The following is a 15,255-nucleotide window of genomic DNA, read 5'->3' on the forward strand; positions in this document are numbered from 1 at the left end:
CCGCGTACTTACCTGCAAAAACTACATCAAATGCTAGAAAAAAGCAGCTGTTTCACGGAAATCTACAAAACGTACATCTCTTTTAAACAGTCCGTCCAAGAAATAGCCGTTTAGGGGCAATTTCGAGAAAAAATACTGTATGAAATGCAGGTCTTCATGGCAAATCAACCGCTTTTGGCTTATTTTGCTGTAGGAAATGCAGGTGAGGCAGCTGGCAGACTGTGGCGCCGTGCACATTTGCCTCTGCCATTGGCACGATACGCCCTGCTTGCCAAGCCCGCAGCAACTTTCCCAGCGCTCGAATCCTGGGCGCGCGGTGTCGCCGACGCATTGCGTATATGCAAAAAGCCGCAAGCCGCCGCTACTTCGCAGCAGCGGCAGCTTTCGCGGCTTCAATCAACGCCTCGCGCACATTTGTTAGCTCCCCGAGCGCTGTGCGCTCGAGCAAATCCTGCAGCAGCTGGCCCATCCAGGGGCCCGGCTGCTTGGAAAGCGCCTCCGCCACATCCTGGCCGGTGATGGCGAGCTGTTTCAGGCTGAAGCAGGGGATCTGCTTCAGCCAGTCCTCGCCGTGCCGCGCCAGCTCCGGCGCGGCGGACACGAGCCAGCGCGCGAGCTCGCCGCGCTGGTCCACCGGCTGCGGCAGCACGCGCAGCAGCCGCAGCAAGGCGCGGGCGGTGGCTTCGCCGTGCCGCACCGCGCCAAGCTTCCAGACCCGCTCCAGCGGAGCCGGGTCTGCCAGGCCCGCCTGCGCGGCGGCCAACGCCTCGCGCAGCGCGAGCACACCCGCGACGGCTAAGCCGTCGGCGCGGGAGAACGTGAGCTCCTGGAGCGCCTTGCGGACGGTGTCCGCCGGCGTCTCCAGGAGCAGCAGCAGCATGGCCCAGCGGTCATGCTGCGCGTCCAGCGCGCTTACGGCGTCCAGCGCGCTGTCCCAGGCGAGCCAGCGTTCAAAAGGCAGCGGGAGCTGCCTTTTGAAGTGCGCCGTTAGGCCGCTCGCCAAGAGCAGCCGCACGGCCCGTTCAGGCGCCGGGCCGTCGACCATGCGCTGCAGCTCGCTGCGCACGCGCTCCATCGCGATGTGGCGCAGCAGCGGGGCGTTCGCCAGCAACGCCTGCCACGTCGCCGCCTCCACGTCAAGGCCGTACGTGGAGGCGAATCGCACGCAGCGCAGCATACGCAGCGCATCCTCGCTGAATCGCTCCTCGGCGGCGCCTACGCAGCGCAGCACGCCTGCCGCGAGATCCGCTTGCCCGGCGAAGGGATCCATGACCGTGCCGTCCACGTCCATCGCCATCGCGTTCATCGTAAAATCGCGGCGCTTGAGATCCTCCGTCAAGTCGGAGATATACGCCACCGACGTCGGGCGCCGGAAGCCTTCATACGCGGCTTCCTTACGAAACGTCGTCACTTCATAGGTGCCTTCCTTCAGCACGACCGTCACAGTCCCATGCTGCAGCCCCGTCGGTACCGTACGGGGGAAACAACGCATCACCTGTTCCGGCAGCGCGGAAGTCGCGATGTCAATGTCCTTGATCGGTTTCCCCAGCAAAGCGTCGCGTACACAGCCGCCGACCAAATACGCCTCATACCCGGCCTCCGACAGCTTGCGAAGAATATCCGCCGCGCCGGGATCGTTTATTTTTCCACTACTTACTTCCATATCTCTCCTAACCGGCCGAACGCTTATTGACAAGTCGAAGCCGAAATCCGGTGCGATTCAGGAAGCGTTCTGCCCAAGACGCGATAATAAATTTCTTCATACTGCTGGGTCGTAATATCGTTGCAGAATGTGAATCGCGCACGGTTCAAGCAATTTTGCGCCACACGCTCATACAGCGATTGATTGCGAAGCAGTTGAATAGCATATTCCGCCATCGTATCCGTATCGCCTACCTCTGCCAAGTAGCCCGTCTCCCCGTGAGTGATCAGCTCCGGAATCCCGCCGGCATTCGAGCCGATCGTCGGCACACCGCAAGCCATAGCTTCAAGCGCGACGAGTCCGAAGCTTTCTTTCTCGGACGGCAGCAGCATGACGTCCGCCAGTGAAATAACCTGCGCCACATCGTCCTGCTTCCCACAGAAGAGCACCTTATCGCTAAGCCCCATCTCTTTGACCTTCGCGATCATTTTGGACAGATCCGGACCCTCCCCGACAAACATCAGACGGGACGGAATTTCCTTGACGACCTTGGCGAAAATATCGACGACATCCTGCACCCGCTTCACCGGGCGGAAGTTCGAGATATGGATGAGAATTTTCTCATCCGGTCTGGCGAACTCGCCTCTCAGCTTGGAAATGTCCCGCGGGTAATACACCCGTTTATCGACAAAGTTGTAAGCCAAATCAATGTCGCGGTCAATCGCGAGCAGTTCCCGCGTCTCTTTAATGAGATCCTTGGATACCGCCGTCACCGCATCACTTTCATTAATCGCATAACGAATCAGATCGGAGATCGATTGATCTTGGCCAAGAACCGTAATATCCGTTCCGTGGAGCGTCGTGACGACTTTCAACTTGCTGCCGACCATCTGCTTCGCCAAAAGCGCACACACCGCATGCGGAATCGCATAATGCACGTGCAGCAGATCGAGCTCCTCCATTTTTGCCACTTGCGCCAGCTTGCTCGCGAGCGACAAGTCGTACGGCGGGTAACGGAACACATAATACTGACTGACTTCGACTTCATGATAAAAAATATTTTTATGAAATTTGCCCAAACGAAACGGCATGCTATGCGTAATAAAATGAACTTCATGGCCCTTCTCGGCCAGCAGCTTTCCTAACTCCGTCGCGACAACTCCTGATCCTCCGAGCGTCGGGTAGCAGGTAATGCCAATTTTTAATTTATCGGTCATTTGTCGCACCTCTTTTTTTCACTCAAAATTGTTCAATCACCACGGGCAGCTTGGAAACGAAGCCTTCCGCATAGGTCAGCATTCGCTTCTGGCCCATCAGCCGATCCCTTGCCTCTACACGCTCCACGTAGCCTTGATTCAGCGGTGTCGCGACTGTATCGGCAGTGGTCATAAATTGTGATTGGTACGCATGCAGCGAAGCCAATTTCGCCTCATAGACATCCGCTACATCGATCATCACATCTGCTTCATACACATCATTGATAAAATAAAAATATAACTGCTGAACGCCTACAGGCTCCGACTCCGGCAAATATTTACGCAGCTTCGCATTAAATACCGCTTCTTGTACTAAATGCGAGCAGGCGATATGGTCCGGGTGCCGGTCCTGCCAATAAGGGGCGAATACGAGTCGAGGGCGGAACTTGCGAATTTCCTGCGTAATTCGCTCGATTGCTTCAGGCGTCACAAACAATCCGCGATCCGGCAGGCCGAGGTTCGTACGTGCCGTTACACCCAGAATTTCGGCCGCTTTCGCCGCCTCCTCCTGCCTTAATTCCACCGTCCCGTTCGACGACATCTCGGCATACGTCAAATCGCACAGCGCAACTTTAACGCCCCTCTGGGTATGCTTTTTAATCGTCGCTCCCATCCCGATTTCCGCATCGTCCGCATGCGCGCCAAAGATCAGAATATCTACGTGATCACTCATCTTATTCATCGATCCCCGGTTTATACTTATGTACGAGTTCTCTCCAGGCAAAATCGCCGCGATCCAACGCTTTCACGAGAATTTCCGCCGTTGCAATATTCGTCGCGCACGGGATCCCCTGCACATCGCATAAGCGAAGCAGCGCAATAATGTCCGGCTCGTGCGGCTGCGCCATAAGCGGATCGCGAAGGAAGATGATCAGGTCCATCTCGTTTTGCGCCACAAGCGCCCCGATCTGCTGATCGCCGCCCAGCGGGCCCGACATGAAGCGGTGCACGTCCAGATCCGTGTTATCCATAATCCGCTGTCCCGTCGTACCTGTTCCATACAATTTATGCCCAGCAAATACGTGCTCATACGCTGTAACGAAATTCACCATTTCATCTTTCTTGCGATCATGGGCAATTAACGCGATCTTTAACATCGAAGCTCCACTCCCTTTAGCGGTAGTTCAAAAAGTTGTCTTTTGATCACGAAGCGAACCAGGAAAACTATTCGAAATCGAATCTTGCGTTCACCTTCGAAGTCCTGTGCTCATGTAGGTTTGCCTACACTCCGCTCCTCCTTCTGCAGCTTCACGCAACCTTCTCGGTGCTGACAATCCAACTTTTTGAACTCTCATTTTATTAATCTATAAAATGCTCAAATCCGTAAATCATTCCGGAATAAGTCATAACTTTTCGAATCGCAAGGGCAACGCCCGGCATATACGCTTCGCGATCGTAAGAATCGTGGCGAATCTTAAGGGCTTGTCCTTTCTCAGCCATCACGACTTCCTGCTGAGCAAAAATCCCGGGCAGCCGCACGCTATGTATTCTAAATCCGTTATAATAGCCGCCGCGTGCGCCTTCGATCGTTTCCTCTTCTTTCGGATTGCCTTGACGCAGTTCACCGCGCACTTCCGAAATCAGCTCCGCCGTTTTCACGGACGTGCCAGACGGCGCATCCAGCTTCTGGTCGCCATGATATTCAATAATCTCCAGGTGCGGAAAATATTTCGAAGCCTGCGCCGCAAATTTCATCATCAGAATTGCGCCTATCGAAAAGTTCGGAGCAATCACCCCGCCGATTTGACGCTCCTGGCACAGCTTGTCCAGCTCTGCGATCCCTTCCGGCGTAAAACCAGTCGTCCCCATGACAGGACGAATGCCCAGCTCAATCGCCAGCTTCGTGTGAGATACCGCTGTATGCGGACCTGTGAAATCGACGACGACGTCCGGTCTCGCTTCCGTCAAAGCTTGCTGAATATCGTTGCGCATGGTCACCCCGCAAGGCTCCAGACCTACCATTGTTCCCAAATCGATAGGTCCGGAGGAGCGATCCATCCCCGCAACGAGCTCCATGTCGGATTCTTTCAGTACGGTTTTCACCACTTCCCGGCCCATGCGGCCGCTGGCTCCGATTACTGCAACTCGTATTTTATGCTCCATGTCACCTATATCTCCTTTAGATTAGTTCGTCGTTATTTCGATGTCAGCTTGCCCTTGTAGAGCGCCGCCTGCTGATTCGCAAGCTCGTGATGCGGCTCAAGCCGAACAGCATCCATCGCAGCTTGATAAGCTCTCGTATAATCGCCACGCAGCGCAAAAGCTTCTCCTAAAATAAGATACGCCCCAATCGCCAGCGGATCAAGCGTAATTGCTTCCTTGAGCAAAAAAATCGCCCGCTCGCTATGCGCAGCTTCCGGATTCAGGTGCTTGCGCGCTTCCTCTACAAGCTCTCTGGCATGCAGCATCTGCAGATGATAAGCATATGTTTCATTGTCTCCCGCCAGTTGTACGGCTATGGATGCGTGCTCTACAGCTTTCGCCAGCTTGTTGCCGCGCGCATACGTGATCGACAGCTTGTAGTGGTAATCCGCATTGGAAGGGTCCTGAGCAATCGCTTTTTCAAACCACTCAATGGCTTTTTCAAAATCGTGGCCGAGTATCGATTCATATGCTTTTTGAATTTGATTCTCTCCGTTCACCTTCCCATCCTCCTTTGCCAAAGCGGGTTTACCCGTTGCCGGGGATGGTATAGCTTATGAAGATGACTACGTTTCGGTGTTAATTTTAGTCCAACGGCCCGCGTCGCGCGTGTTGAATTTATGCATGACTTTTTCGTGGGCTTCCGTCAAATCGATCCCCAACGAGTTCGCAAAACAGATCGTAATAAACAAAATATCCCCAAGCTCAAGCTCGATCGAATTATCCGCTTCCGAGCTCTTCTTCGGCTTTTCGCCGTATGTATGATTGACTTCGCGGGCGAGTTCGCCCACTTCTTCGGACATTCTGGCCAGCATTGCCAGCGGACTGAAATATCCTTCCTTGAACTGGGAAATATAAGTATCAACCTCTTGTTGGAGGTCTTTTAACGTGCGTTCCGACATTCGCATTCCTTCTTTCATCTTTGGTGCGATTCCCAAATCATTGACCCATATTTTGATCGCACCGTACAAGGTTATCATCCCTATGTTAAACTAAACGAGAATCGTTGACAAATTTTTTTGGACAGGTTGCCTGTTCATGCTTACGGAGGCGCAGTATGTTCATCAAAGACAAGCTTGGCGGCCAGCTTCTGAACGGTCTTGGCATTGGGATCGGTACCGCAATTTACGCATTTGGCCTGCATTACTTCGTCATCTCAAACGAGCTGATGGAAGGCGGGATTACGGGGATTTCGCTTTTATTAAAATATGTCCTGAACGTGCCGCCCTCGATCTCGACGCTCGCCTTGAACATCCCGTTGTTTTATCTCGGGTGGCGTAATTTCGGCAAAGGCCCGATGGCCTACACGATTTTCGGTGTCGTCTCGCTCTCTTTCTTCCTTTGGCTGATGGAGCAATGCATCAAGTTTGGGTGGATTGTCCCTTTTCGTACAACACAGGACTACTTTCTCGCCACGCTCTACGCCGGTATTACACTCGGGACAGGACTTGGCCTCGTGTTTCGCTACGGGGGAACGACCGGCGGCTCCGACATCGTCGCCCGCATTGGGCATAAACGACGTGGCTGGAGTGTAGGCCAAGTGATTCTCATTATCGACGTCGTCGTCATCGGTTCCTCGCTCATCTATTTGCCCCAGGAGAAAGTGCTGTATTCGCTCGTCGCCGTTTTCGTCACCTCACGGCTTATTGATTACATCTCGGAGGGGGCTTATGCAGCCAAAGCGTTCACCATCATTAGCGAAAAAGCCCAGGAGCTCGCTGCCTCGATCACCAAAGAGTTGGATCGCGGCGTTACGCTGTTCCCCGCCCGCGGCGCTTATTCAGGCAACACCAAGGAGGTCGTCTACTGCGTCGTCTACCGGCATGAGACAAGACGCCTTCGCGAGCTCATCCATGCCATTGACGCGAGCGCCTTCATTATTATCGGTGAAGTGCACGATGTGATCGGCGAGGGCTTTAAAACGCCTTCGTGATCAAACAGCAAAAAGTCCCCGTGAGCCAGTGCTTTGGCCCGTCCGGGGACTTTCTAATCTTCGCATTTATTTTTCACTCTCGCTCGCTGCTTTTGACTTAACCGAAACGATGTTTCGGCCAGTCTGATACATGCGCCAGCCCACATAGGACAGCACGCTCACGATAATTAGTCCCATGCCCAACGTCCATAGAATCGGCTGCTTCGGATCCAATAACGGCACGATGGCGATGGCGTCCTTATGCTTCATAAACAGCTCATCAAGCACGCGATTCAACTGCTCGAGTCCTAATGTCAATTCATTCGTTTTCATTGGCGTTGCCATTACATTGGTTTGGATAAAAGCAAGCAACGAATCAAGCTTCGTAACCGCTGCCTCGTCACGGCTAATCACAAGGGAAGGATGTACGATATCCACATGCTGGGCAAGCTTGCCAAGCGCCTGCTGCGCCTCACCCTGCTTATTCGCCTTGACTGACATGCTTAGCTGGCTTACATCGTTTTGCAGCACCTTATAATATTGCAGCCACATCGGCTGGTTTTTATGAGAAAGCGCATCGATGGCCAAACGGATTTTGGCTGCCGCCACCTGCCCTGCTTCCGGCGAATACTTTATGTTATTATAAACAAGTTCTGCCCCCGTCACGGTTTCCGTCAGAGCGTTCATCCCCGCCACTGTGGTGATTCCTTCGAAACGAATCGTCGGAATCATTTGGGCAATTTGCAGCAGTTTTTCTCGCGCCTCGACAACTTGTCCATCCATTGTCAAATTGTACATGACACCAGCCAGCCCGTCCAAATATGTGATGCGTTCTTGTTGAACAGGATCCACCGGCTTCGCAGCTTGTCCATTCGTTGACACGGCCGCTCCGCACGCGGTGAATACACTTAGGATAAACGCGAGACAGAGCAGCAGGCCCGCCCCTCTTCTCTTCTGACTCCAATTCATCGGACATCCCCTCCTTCCACATCATATGGAGGTTCGTCCACAATTAGACCACTACGAAGTAACTTTTACGCGTTCCACTTCTTTCTTCCGCCTAAGAAAAACGCAAGTGGCTGCTATCCAAATACCTATGATACTGAGGCATACTGTAAAAAATTGTATCGTTCCCAAATACGGATGCAGTTCTTGCGGAAGTCTTGGGAAAACGCCCCGCTCGTAATCCATAAAATCGTTGCTGAACGTCCAGATGGCGACCAACACAATCGCCGGAAGCCGGAAAGAGAACCAACGGACAAAGAGCAGCGCTTCTACCGCCATCGCCAAATGCGACATCGTCAGCATCCAACCGTCCCATTCCACCGGCACGCCTTGCAGCGCTCCCCACCAGATCATCGTAACCGCCCAAATGCCGTATTTAAAAGAAGTAATCAGCGCAAACGCTTCAACGAATGCCCTGACCGCCCGCGCGATTTTGGATTCCGGCCGTTTTGAATACGCATCCAAAAGCAAATAGCCTACGGCAATGGTAAAAAACAAGCTGGCCGTCGGGCTATCCGGCACAAAATAGACGTACCAGATCGGATCATCTGCGATCGTATCCACCATTTGGCCCCAATACCATTCATACCCATAAATCGTGCCGAGCCCGTTGCAAATAAATAAAAGCCATAGCATTTTCTTACTAAGCAGAAATTGTTTGCTCCACAGGACCGATAGGGACATGCCGCGCCTCCTTCTGTTTCAAAAAAAACCTGATCACTTTCGCGATCAGGTTTCATGTTTTTATTGAGTTTTTTGCATTGCTAACCAGTTCGCCAGTTTATCGATGTCCGCGTCTGTCAGACCTTTATCGATGTTCGGCTTATACATGGACGGCATGTTGCCTTTACCGTTTTTGATAATACCCATAATGTCGTCTTTCGTATGTGTATCACCAACACCGAGCAAGGCTGGAACGCCGGAAGCCGGCATACCTTTCAATTGCGCGCCATGGCAAGCAAGACATGTTGCTTTTTTGTAGATCTCAGCGCCCGGGTCGTCAGCAGCGACGATAGCAGCCGCTTTCTTCGTTTCCTTGGCACCGCCGCCTGCCGTTGTTTTGCCGGCATGCAGCTCTTCTTCACGTTTGATGTGCTCAGGAATGATGTTTTTCTCTTTCAGTTCCACTTGGTAATGCGCCCAGGACACATAAGTCAGGTAAGAACAAGTAATCAGAGACAAGATCATTAACGAGGAAGCAATCGGTCTTCTATAGAAGCGACGCTCTTTGCCTGTGTCCAGGAACGGTGCCAACAGCAAGCTTCCGAAAAGCAGACCAGGTACGCCTACAACCCCGAGTACAACGTAATCGCCTGAAGTATACGGATACTTCAGCAATTGATACATGAACAAGAAGTACCAGTCCGGCATTGGAATGAATGCCGTATTTTTCGGATCAGCCGGATAACCGAGCGGAGCCGGATCAGACATAACCAGAACAAGAATACCAACAAGAACGACAACCCCAACCATCCATTCTTTCAGCAAAAAGTTTGGAATGAAGGCTTCGGATTTTCCCGGATAAGCGGAGTAATCCGTAGGCTTAAGGCGTTCCTCTTGCGTTTTTTTTCTTACGCGGGAGTCCCCAACGTAAACGATTTTTTCATCAGACTTATGACCATGCGCCACGCTATTCGCCCCTCCCTAAATTATAGCGGTCCGGAAATACCTTGTTTGCGAATCATAAAGAAGTGTCCGGCAAGCAAAGCGAGCAGTACGCCAGGTAAGAAGAATACGTGGATCGCGAAGAAACGAGTCAGCGTTTGCGCACCTACGATGCTTCCCCCTTGCAGCAATGTCTCGATATACGGACCAATGAAAGGTACGGATGCAGCAATCTTCATCCCTACTTGGGTAGCAAAATATGCTTTGTTATCCCAAGGCAGCAGGTATCCCGTAAAGCCAAGACCTAACATAACGAAGAAAATGAGCATTCCCACAACCCAGTTCATTTCACGAGGAGCTTTGTAAGAACCTGTAAAGAACACGCGCAGAGTATGTAAGAACATCATTACGATAACCAAACTCGCTCCCCAGTGGTGCATACCGCGCACGATAACACCGAAAGCGACTTTATGTTGTAAGTAGTCAACACTTGCGTAAGCGTTGATAATATCAGGTGTGTAATACATCGTCAAAAACATACCTGAAAGAATTTGGATCACTGTGATGAAAAACGTCAGTCCGCCAAAGCAGTACACGAAAGCGGAGAAATGGTGAGCAGGGTTAACGTGCTCAGGCACCTCGTGATCTGCTACATCCCTCCACATAGGCGTAATATCAAGACGTTCGTCAATCCAGTTGTATACATTTTTAAACATCTGACTGTGACGCCCCCTTATACTCTTGTGTTAGCATGCAGTTGTCCAACATAAACGAAACCGTTCTCTACCTTTGTCGTATATTCGTCCAACGGCTTTGGAGCTACGGCAAGGTTCTTGCCATCTTGCGTATAGTGCGCTCCGTGACATGGGCAGAAATACTGGTCTTTGTAAGCAGGGTTATCGTTCCAGTTGACCGTACATCCAAGGTGCTTACATGTTGGATTTAGTGCGAAGATCTTACCGTCACTGCCCTTGGAGATCCACGCTACCAATTCAGCATCGCTTTCATACCAGCCATCCACTTGATGAACTTGGAATGTAAAGGCTTGCGGTGCATTTGTGATCTTGCTTTCTTCGACAACCTTCACCCAATCCGCTGCCTTCGACTTCTGAAGGACTGGATCAATCGCAAACCGTACCATCGGCACGATGATACCAGCAGCCATGAATCCGCCAGCGCCGCCTAGGGTGTAAGAAAGAAATTGTCGACGAGACATTTCGCGTTTGGTCCCGGGTTTCTTCCCATGCTGTTCTTCTTTGTGATTGTTATGATCACTCATTCTCAGGTCTACCCTCCTACATTGGCTGAAGCCCGAACCCTCTCGGACATCAGTTACCTCTATCACGTGTCGTTCGACATTACACTACATATTACTAGGACATTACTAATAATAGCCTACGACTACTAGGTCGTCAAGAATTCGGAACTCCTTTTCAACCTGTGAATTTTGCGCTTTCAGACAAAGTTTAACGAAATTGTCACAACTTTGTGAAAGCCACTTTCATCCATTACTCCCCTTATCTTGCGCATTTTTTTTCCATTAATACACGGATTGTTAAAGTTAATCCACCGGATACCAGAGGCGCTGAATATGCTGAGAAATGCTTGATCTCACCAGTTCCGCCTCACTTACCCACTGTGTCCAGTCCAGCGCAATCAGCAAATCGATATGCTCGGTCTCCCATTCCGCTGCCTCTGTAAGCAGCGTCAACACGATGACATGTTTGAATCCGCTCGCTTTTATTTGTTCCGCAAGTGCTTCAGCCTGCTCGTTCGCGTTCACGCCCGTTATGTAATGAAGCGTCGGATAGGTTACCACTCGGCCTTTATAAGGAGCTTCTATCATATCCAACGCATCCTGAAGGCGCTCCAGCGCTTGCGTTGCGCCAAGCGGACCCTCGCTCCCCGCTAAGCCTGTCACAGGAAGCAGACAAGTATCTAAATACGGTTTTAACTCCGGCCATTGTACGGCATCGACTTCATGAAACTTCAAGGTGTCGCCCTCCCTATTCTTTACCAAAACAAAGTTGAGTATGTAGGACTCGATCAACTTGTACTTTAAAGCGAACTTGCGTGGCTGTCAATGAAAAGGGCGCATGTACAACAAAAAGACACGTGAATGCTCATTCACATGTCTCGCATTTGACATTGTGCGTCGTCCATTTCCCTAGCCAAGCGATTGCAGCAGCCTTAGCTCGGAAGTGAGCGCCAGGAAAGAAGGCTGATCTCCCTTCGCTAACGCACGGTCAATTTCTTTATACAAATTTTCTTCTCTATGTTTGCGTATGGCCTGATCCCAAATCATTTCCGCGAAAAGTGCCAGCAGCGCATCGTTAGATACATTCATTTTTCCCATGAGACCTACCTCCAAATGTTGTCCGCGGTTTGTCAGGAGCTTCTTTTTCGCAAAAATATTTGTGTTTGGATAGGTTGCTGTATGCCTCCCCATTAGCTGCTCCTATTACATCATATTCATTTGCACAGCGGGCGCTTCCTTCAAAAGCCCGATTGCCCTTGAATGTGCCTTTACCCAGATGTAGGTGAAGCGATCAGAAAAGCACGACTTTATCTTCTTCCGAGATGCTTGTCCCCTGAATGATTCGTGATCCAAGCTTGGTAACTTGCACGACGGCGCCCTGCGACTCATCTTCTCCGATGCGAACCAAACCTTGATGCATCAGCATTTGAAGCAAGCGCTGCTCTACAATCGAAGCGGAGCTGTCGTAATAGTAAGGTTTGACCAATTGACTTAGTAAGTCAACCAAGGAAGCCACCGTCACCCAAGAGCCGCATAGCCGCTCAATCCAGGCCACCATGCTTTGAATGTTGGGAATCGGATTTTTGTACAAGCGCAGCCAGAAGCGGTAGACGTCTACCGGACTCTCCTTTTTTCCTTCTATTAAACGCGCTTGTCCTTCCTCCGTAATCCGAAGCTGATAATCGTGCTCACTGATCCATTGCCGATAATAGCAATAATCATAAATGAGAGAAAAGCGATTTGGATACTCTTTGAACATTCGTCCGTAACCAAAGCGCCAAGCTCCTTTGCCAACCATGTCTTCCTGTACGGACAAAACGCCTAGTATTTGCTGCAGCTGCCGCTTGTACATGAAGCCCTCGGCTGTCAGCGGAATTTGCTGCGCCTGAGAAACAAGCGTGAGAAAATGAGAGATGTCTTCCACCAAAAGCAATTGCTCGTCCCGATAGACGGAAGGCTCCTGTGTCGTATGCAGCTCTCCCTTGAATTTCGCCGCTAACACATCCGCGAACCGGCGTTTCATATCCTTGGGCACATGGAACAAATATTTGGTTTGTTGGGAGTAGCCATTAAACAACCAGCCTAACCGCTTGAATTTCACGATCATATCGCGCGGGTTCCAGGTCTCGGACGCCTCCTTTTGAAATCGGGACTGCTGAACTCTAGCGACCAGCTCTTCCATGCTGAAAGCGTTGCGAGGATCGGAGAGTAAAGAATTGAGAAACCGGATGTCTTCCAGGCTCAGCCCCTGGATGTGTTTTTCAAAAATTTCCTTGCGCAGCGCCGTGCTCAGAATCGATTGAATCAATTCATGCTTGGAATGGCCGTTGCATTCGCATTCGTACGTATGGGCAATGCGGCCCAATTCATGAATATCTGCATAACTGAGCATATCCGCCAAGTTCATTTCCACCCTGTATCCCCTCCTTCCGAAGCTGCGAGGCTCCGCTCTTTCTAGTAACCATTATGGGATGATTTCCCAAAAATATTCCGGATAAACCAAAAAAACATGGCCTCTCATAGGCCATGTTCAAGATAATCTATTCATTTTGGAGATGCGCCAGGCAGTTATAAAGCTGCAATTCCCAGCCGGCTTCTCCGCGCAGCAAGATCGTAAGCGAAGTGTTCTTCAGGAATGACTCAGGTTCCATTTTCAGCTCGCGTAAAATTTGAACGATGAATCCGCCGTGCGAGACTAGTAGCAGCTTGCCGTCAGGATAGGCCTGCAGCAGTTCTTGCTCAAGCTCGATCCATCTGGCCCACAGCTCCTGATCCGTTTCCTGTCCAATGTCCAGCTTCTTCCAATCGACACCCCAGCGTGCTTCACGCTCTTCAACCGTCGTCCCCTCTGCTTGTCCATAGCTGCGCTCTCTCAACCTGCGATCTTCGTGAAGCAGCGCAATGCCGGATTCAACGGCAATAATTTGCGCGGTTTCGCTCGCCCGCTTCAAATCACTGCAGATGATGCCGTCCCACTGTTCCCCGGCAAGGCGTCGGCCAAGTTTTCTGGCCTCCTCGCGGCCTACTTCCGTCAAATCCGTGTCCAATTGCCCCTGCAATTTGCCGAGCTGATTCCATTCCGTACTTCCGTGCCGCACAAACCCAAGCATTGTCATCCTGTCTAACACTCCATTCGCATTCGATATAAATGAAAAATGCCCCGCGCCGGAGCATTAATGTTTCGTACGTGATAACCAGTTCATAATGATAATCGTCGCTGTAAGCCCCAAGAGTGAAATAACCAGCAAATAATGCGGATAAGAATGAATTGGCCCTACATGAAACCGAAGCGGCTCCATAAAGCTGGGATTCAGGCTGGCAACCGCGTCGCCGAGCTTATGCCCATTCATCGACTCCGTGTTTGGCGATTTGAGTGCTTGCGGCGCTTGCAAATCAAAGAGTGAATTGTCAGCCGACGCCATCGTCGTCTGCGGAGAGCCTTCATACACAATGGCAAATAAGAAACTGAAAATAAAAAGAGCCAAACAGAAAGCAATCACAACCGTTAAATTCCGTCTTAATTTATAAGATATGTTATAGAGTCGCTCGGACACGGGAATGCGCCAAGATTCGTCTTCATATATACGATCCATGACTTTGCCGGAGATCACAGGCTCATAGCTCGCAAGCTCCTGCTCGTCCGCGGCAGTGCGAATAAGCACCATGCTTTCTTCCCACATTTGAAATTCTTCCGCGCATGCCGTACATTTCAGCAAGTGCGCATCAACAGCTTTCCGACGCAGGTCATCATTCGGCAAGTCCCAATACACCCCAAATAACTCCTGAATCTCATTACATGTCATCGTAGTCATCCCTTCGATTCTTCGAATATCGGTTCACTGATATAAGGGTCCAGGTGCAATTTCACGGAAGCCCTTGCCCGGAACAACAACGATTTGACCGAGCTAACCGTTTGGCCGAGTATATTCGCAATTTCCTGATAATCCATTTGATCATATTCCCGTAAAATTAAAGCGGACCGCTGTTTCTCCGGCAGACTGTTGATCGCCTCGCGCACCATTGAGACCTTCTCATTGCGCAGCATTGTTTGCTCTGGCATCGCATCCAAGGATGCGTGCGGCGTAAGACCGCTTTGCTCCAGCGATACCTGAACACTCTTGTTCTTACGCAATTCGCTGAGCACGGTATTTCGCGCAATCGTATACAGCCACGTGGAGAAAGAAGCTTCAATCTCACGGAACGAATGCAAGCTGCGATACGCTTTATAGAAAGTTTCATTACAGAGATCTTCTGCGATCCCTTCCATCGCCGTACTTTTTAACATGTGAAAAATAAAGGCAAGGATTTTCCGCTCGTAACGACGCATAAGTTCGTTATACAGCTGAACATTTCCATCCTTGATTTCGCGGATCAATTGGGAATCGGTCATTACGTGGCGACCCTCCTAGCGGTTCCGGGGTACCACTCCAACTGC

At 51.0% G+C, this 15,255-nt stretch carries 19 protein-coding genes; 1 reads left to right on the top strand and 18 read right to left on the bottom strand.

Annotated elements, in window-relative coordinates:
* Window positions 1–361: 361 nt before the first annotated feature.
* The 7 genes from EJQ19_RS07105 to EJQ19_RS07135 form a co-directional block, all read right to left on the bottom strand.
* Entirely contained in the window at window positions 362–1,663 is a 1,302-nt protein-coding gene (locus EJQ19_RS07105; RefSeq protein ID WP_126140509.1) for a CCA tRNA nucleotidyltransferase, read from the bottom strand.
* A gap of 23 nt (window positions 1,664–1,686) precedes the next feature.
* Window positions 1,687–2,859, bottom strand: a complete 1,173-nt coding sequence (gene bshA / locus EJQ19_RS07110) for an N-acetyl-alpha-D-glucosaminyl L-malate synthase BshA (RefSeq protein ID WP_126140510.1) — start codon at window positions 2,857–2,859, stop codon at window positions 1,687–1,689.
* 22 nt (window positions 2,860–2,881) lie between these two features.
* The gene (gene bshB1, locus EJQ19_RS07115) at window positions 2,882–3,571 is read right to left on the bottom strand and encodes a bacillithiol biosynthesis deacetylase BshB1 (RefSeq protein WP_126140511.1); all 690 of its coding nucleotides are present in this window, start codon (window positions 3,569–3,571) and stop codon (window positions 2,882–2,884) included.
* Window position 3,572: 1 nt separating this feature from the next.
* Window positions 3,573–3,995 carry a methylglyoxal synthase gene (locus EJQ19_RS07120; protein WP_126140512.1) on the bottom strand — a complete coding sequence of 141 codons (423 nt, stop codon included), beginning with the start codon at window positions 3,993–3,995 and terminating at the stop codon, window positions 3,573–3,575.
* Between the two features lie 202 nt (window positions 3,996–4,197).
* Window positions 4,198–5,001 (bottom strand): 4-hydroxy-tetrahydrodipicolinate reductase, encoded by an 804-nt coding sequence (dapB, locus tag EJQ19_RS07125; RefSeq protein WP_126140513.1) that lies wholly within the window; start codon window positions 4,999–5,001, stop codon window positions 4,198–4,200.
* A 32-nt stretch (window positions 5,002–5,033) separates the two neighbouring features.
* Window positions 5,034–5,540: a tetratricopeptide repeat protein gene (locus EJQ19_RS07130; RefSeq protein WP_126140514.1), complete on the bottom strand. Its 507-nt coding sequence runs from the start codon at window positions 5,538–5,540 to the stop codon at window positions 5,034–5,036.
* 66 nt (window positions 5,541–5,606) lie between these two features.
* The gene (locus tag EJQ19_RS07135) at window positions 5,607–5,942 is read right to left on the bottom strand and encodes a nucleotide pyrophosphohydrolase (RefSeq protein ID WP_126140515.1); all 336 of its coding nucleotides are present in this window, start codon (window positions 5,940–5,942) and stop codon (window positions 5,607–5,609) included.
* 155 nt (window positions 5,943–6,097) lie between these two features.
* On the opposite strand from EJQ19_RS07135, the gene EJQ19_RS07140 reads away from it, so the two are divergent.
* Complete coding sequence (locus EJQ19_RS07140) at window positions 6,098–6,973, top strand: YitT family protein (protein ID WP_126140516.1); 876 nt, start codon at window positions 6,098–6,100, stop codon at window positions 6,971–6,973.
* A gap of 66 nt (window positions 6,974–7,039) precedes the next feature.
* On the opposite strand, the gene EJQ19_RS07145 is transcribed toward EJQ19_RS07140, so the two are convergent.
* From EJQ19_RS07145 to EJQ19_RS07195, 11 genes are all read right to left on the bottom strand, one after another.
* Entirely contained in the window at window positions 7,040–7,921 is an 882-nt protein-coding gene (locus EJQ19_RS07145) for a sporulation protein YpjB (protein ID WP_126140517.1), read from the bottom strand.
* A 51-nt stretch (window positions 7,922–7,972) separates the two neighbouring features.
* Window positions 7,973–8,641 (bottom strand): DUF1405 domain-containing protein, encoded by a 669-nt coding sequence (locus EJQ19_RS07150; protein ID WP_126140518.1) that lies wholly within the window; start codon window positions 8,639–8,641, stop codon window positions 7,973–7,975.
* A 60-nt stretch (window positions 8,642–8,701) separates the two neighbouring features.
* Window positions 8,702–9,586, bottom strand: coding sequence for a c-type cytochrome (locus EJQ19_RS07155; protein ID WP_126140519.1), 885 nt, complete (start codon window positions 9,584–9,586; stop codon window positions 8,702–8,704).
* Window positions 9,587–9,606: 20 nt separating this feature from the next.
* Window positions 9,607–10,278, bottom strand: coding sequence for a menaquinol-cytochrome c reductase cytochrome b subunit (gene qcrB, locus EJQ19_RS07160; RefSeq protein ID WP_126140520.1), 672 nt, complete (start codon window positions 10,276–10,278; stop codon window positions 9,607–9,609).
* 17 nt (window positions 10,279–10,295) lie between these two features.
* On the bottom strand, window positions 10,296–10,841 hold the full coding sequence (locus tag EJQ19_RS07165; protein WP_126140521.1) for a QcrA and Rieske domain-containing protein: 546 nt from the start codon (window positions 10,839–10,841) through the stop codon (window positions 10,296–10,298).
* Between the two features lie 282 nt (window positions 10,842–11,123).
* A complete protein-coding gene (locus tag EJQ19_RS07170; RefSeq protein ID WP_126140522.1) occupies window positions 11,124–11,555 on the bottom strand; it encodes a DUF2487 family protein in 432 nt (143 codons plus the stop codon).
* 174 nt (window positions 11,556–11,729) lie between these two features.
* On the bottom strand, window positions 11,730–11,918 hold the full coding sequence (locus tag EJQ19_RS07175) for an IDEAL domain-containing protein (protein WP_126140523.1): 189 nt from the start codon (window positions 11,916–11,918) through the stop codon (window positions 11,730–11,732).
* A gap of 193 nt (window positions 11,919–12,111) precedes the next feature.
* Window positions 12,112–13,227 carry a hypothetical protein gene (locus tag EJQ19_RS07180; protein WP_126140593.1) on the bottom strand — a complete coding sequence of 372 codons (1,116 nt, stop codon included), beginning with the start codon at window positions 13,225–13,227 and terminating at the stop codon, window positions 12,112–12,114.
* A 133-nt stretch (window positions 13,228–13,360) separates the two neighbouring features.
* A complete protein-coding gene (locus tag EJQ19_RS07185; RefSeq protein WP_126140524.1) occupies window positions 13,361–13,936 on the bottom strand; it encodes a histidine phosphatase family protein in 576 nt (191 codons plus the stop codon).
* A gap of 57 nt (window positions 13,937–13,993) precedes the next feature.
* Window positions 13,994–14,623, bottom strand: coding sequence for an anti-sigma factor family protein (locus EJQ19_RS07190; protein WP_126140525.1), 630 nt, complete (start codon window positions 14,621–14,623; stop codon window positions 13,994–13,996).
* 5 nt (window positions 14,624–14,628) lie between these two features.
* The gene (locus EJQ19_RS07195) at window positions 14,629–15,210 is read right to left on the bottom strand and encodes an RNA polymerase sigma factor (RefSeq protein ID WP_126140526.1); all 582 of its coding nucleotides are present in this window, start codon (window positions 15,208–15,210) and stop codon (window positions 14,629–14,631) included.
* Between the last annotated feature and the right edge of the window lie 45 nt (window positions 15,211–15,255).

This window comes from Paenibacillus whitsoniae (genome assembly GCF_003955665.1).
GTDB classification, from domain to species: Bacteria; Bacillota; Bacilli; order Paenibacillales; family NBRC-103111; genus Paenibacillus_E; species Paenibacillus_E whitsoniae.

Excerpts from the sequence above, each read along its gene's own strand:
- dapB (WP_126140513.1), bottom strand. The coding sequence starts at position 5,001 with ATGGAGCATAAAATACGAGTTGCAGTAATCGGAGCCAGCGGCCGCATG.
- qcrB (WP_126140520.1), bottom strand. The coding sequence starts at position 10,278 with ATGTTTAAAAATGTATACAACTGGATTGACGAACGTCTTGATATTACG.
- bshB1 (WP_126140511.1), bottom strand. The coding sequence starts at position 3,571 with ATGAGTGATCACGTAGATATTCTGATCTTTGGCGCGCATGCGGACGAT.
- EJQ19_RS07165 (WP_126140521.1), bottom strand. The coding sequence starts at position 10,841 with ATGAGTGATCATAACAATCACAAAGAAGAACAGCATGGGAAGAAACCC.
- EJQ19_RS07140 (WP_126140516.1), top strand. The coding sequence starts at position 6,098 with ATGTTCATCAAAGACAAGCTTGGCGGCCAGCTTCTGAACGGTCTTGGC.
- EJQ19_RS07145 (WP_126140517.1), bottom strand. The coding sequence starts at position 7,921 with ATGAATTGGAGTCAGAAGAGAAGAGGGGCGGGCCTGCTGCTCTGTCTC.
- EJQ19_RS07175 (WP_126140523.1), bottom strand. The coding sequence starts at position 11,918 with ATGGGAAAAATGAATGTATCTAACGATGCGCTGCTGGCACTTTTCGCG.
- EJQ19_RS07190 (WP_126140525.1), bottom strand. The coding sequence starts at position 14,623 with ATGACATGTAATGAGATTCAGGAGTTATTTGGGGTGTATTGGGACTTG.
- EJQ19_RS07120 (WP_126140512.1), bottom strand. The coding sequence starts at position 3,995 with ATGTTAAAGATCGCGTTAATTGCCCATGATCGCAAGAAAGATGAAATG.
- EJQ19_RS07195 (WP_126140526.1), bottom strand. The coding sequence starts at position 15,210 with ATGACCGATTCCCAATTGATCCGCGAAATCAAGGATGGAAATGTTCAG.
- bshA (WP_126140510.1), bottom strand. The coding sequence starts at position 2,859 with ATGACCGATAAATTAAAAATTGGCATTACCTGCTACCCGACGCTCGGA.
- EJQ19_RS07150 (WP_126140518.1), bottom strand. The coding sequence starts at position 8,641 with ATGTCCCTATCGGTCCTGTGGAGCAAACAATTTCTGCTTAGTAAGAAA.
- EJQ19_RS07180 (WP_126140593.1), bottom strand. The coding sequence starts at position 13,227 with ATGAACTTGGCGGATATGCTCAGTTATGCAGATATTCATGAATTGGGC.
- EJQ19_RS07105 (WP_126140509.1), bottom strand. The coding sequence starts at position 1,663 with ATGGAAGTAAGTAGTGGAAAAATAAACGATCCCGGCGCGGCGGATATT.
- EJQ19_RS07135 (WP_126140515.1), bottom strand. The coding sequence starts at position 5,942 with ATGTCGGAACGCACGTTAAAAGACCTCCAACAAGAGGTTGATACTTAT.
- EJQ19_RS07185 (WP_126140524.1), bottom strand. The coding sequence starts at position 13,936 with ATGACAATGCTTGGGTTTGTGCGGCACGGAAGTACGGAATGGAATCAG.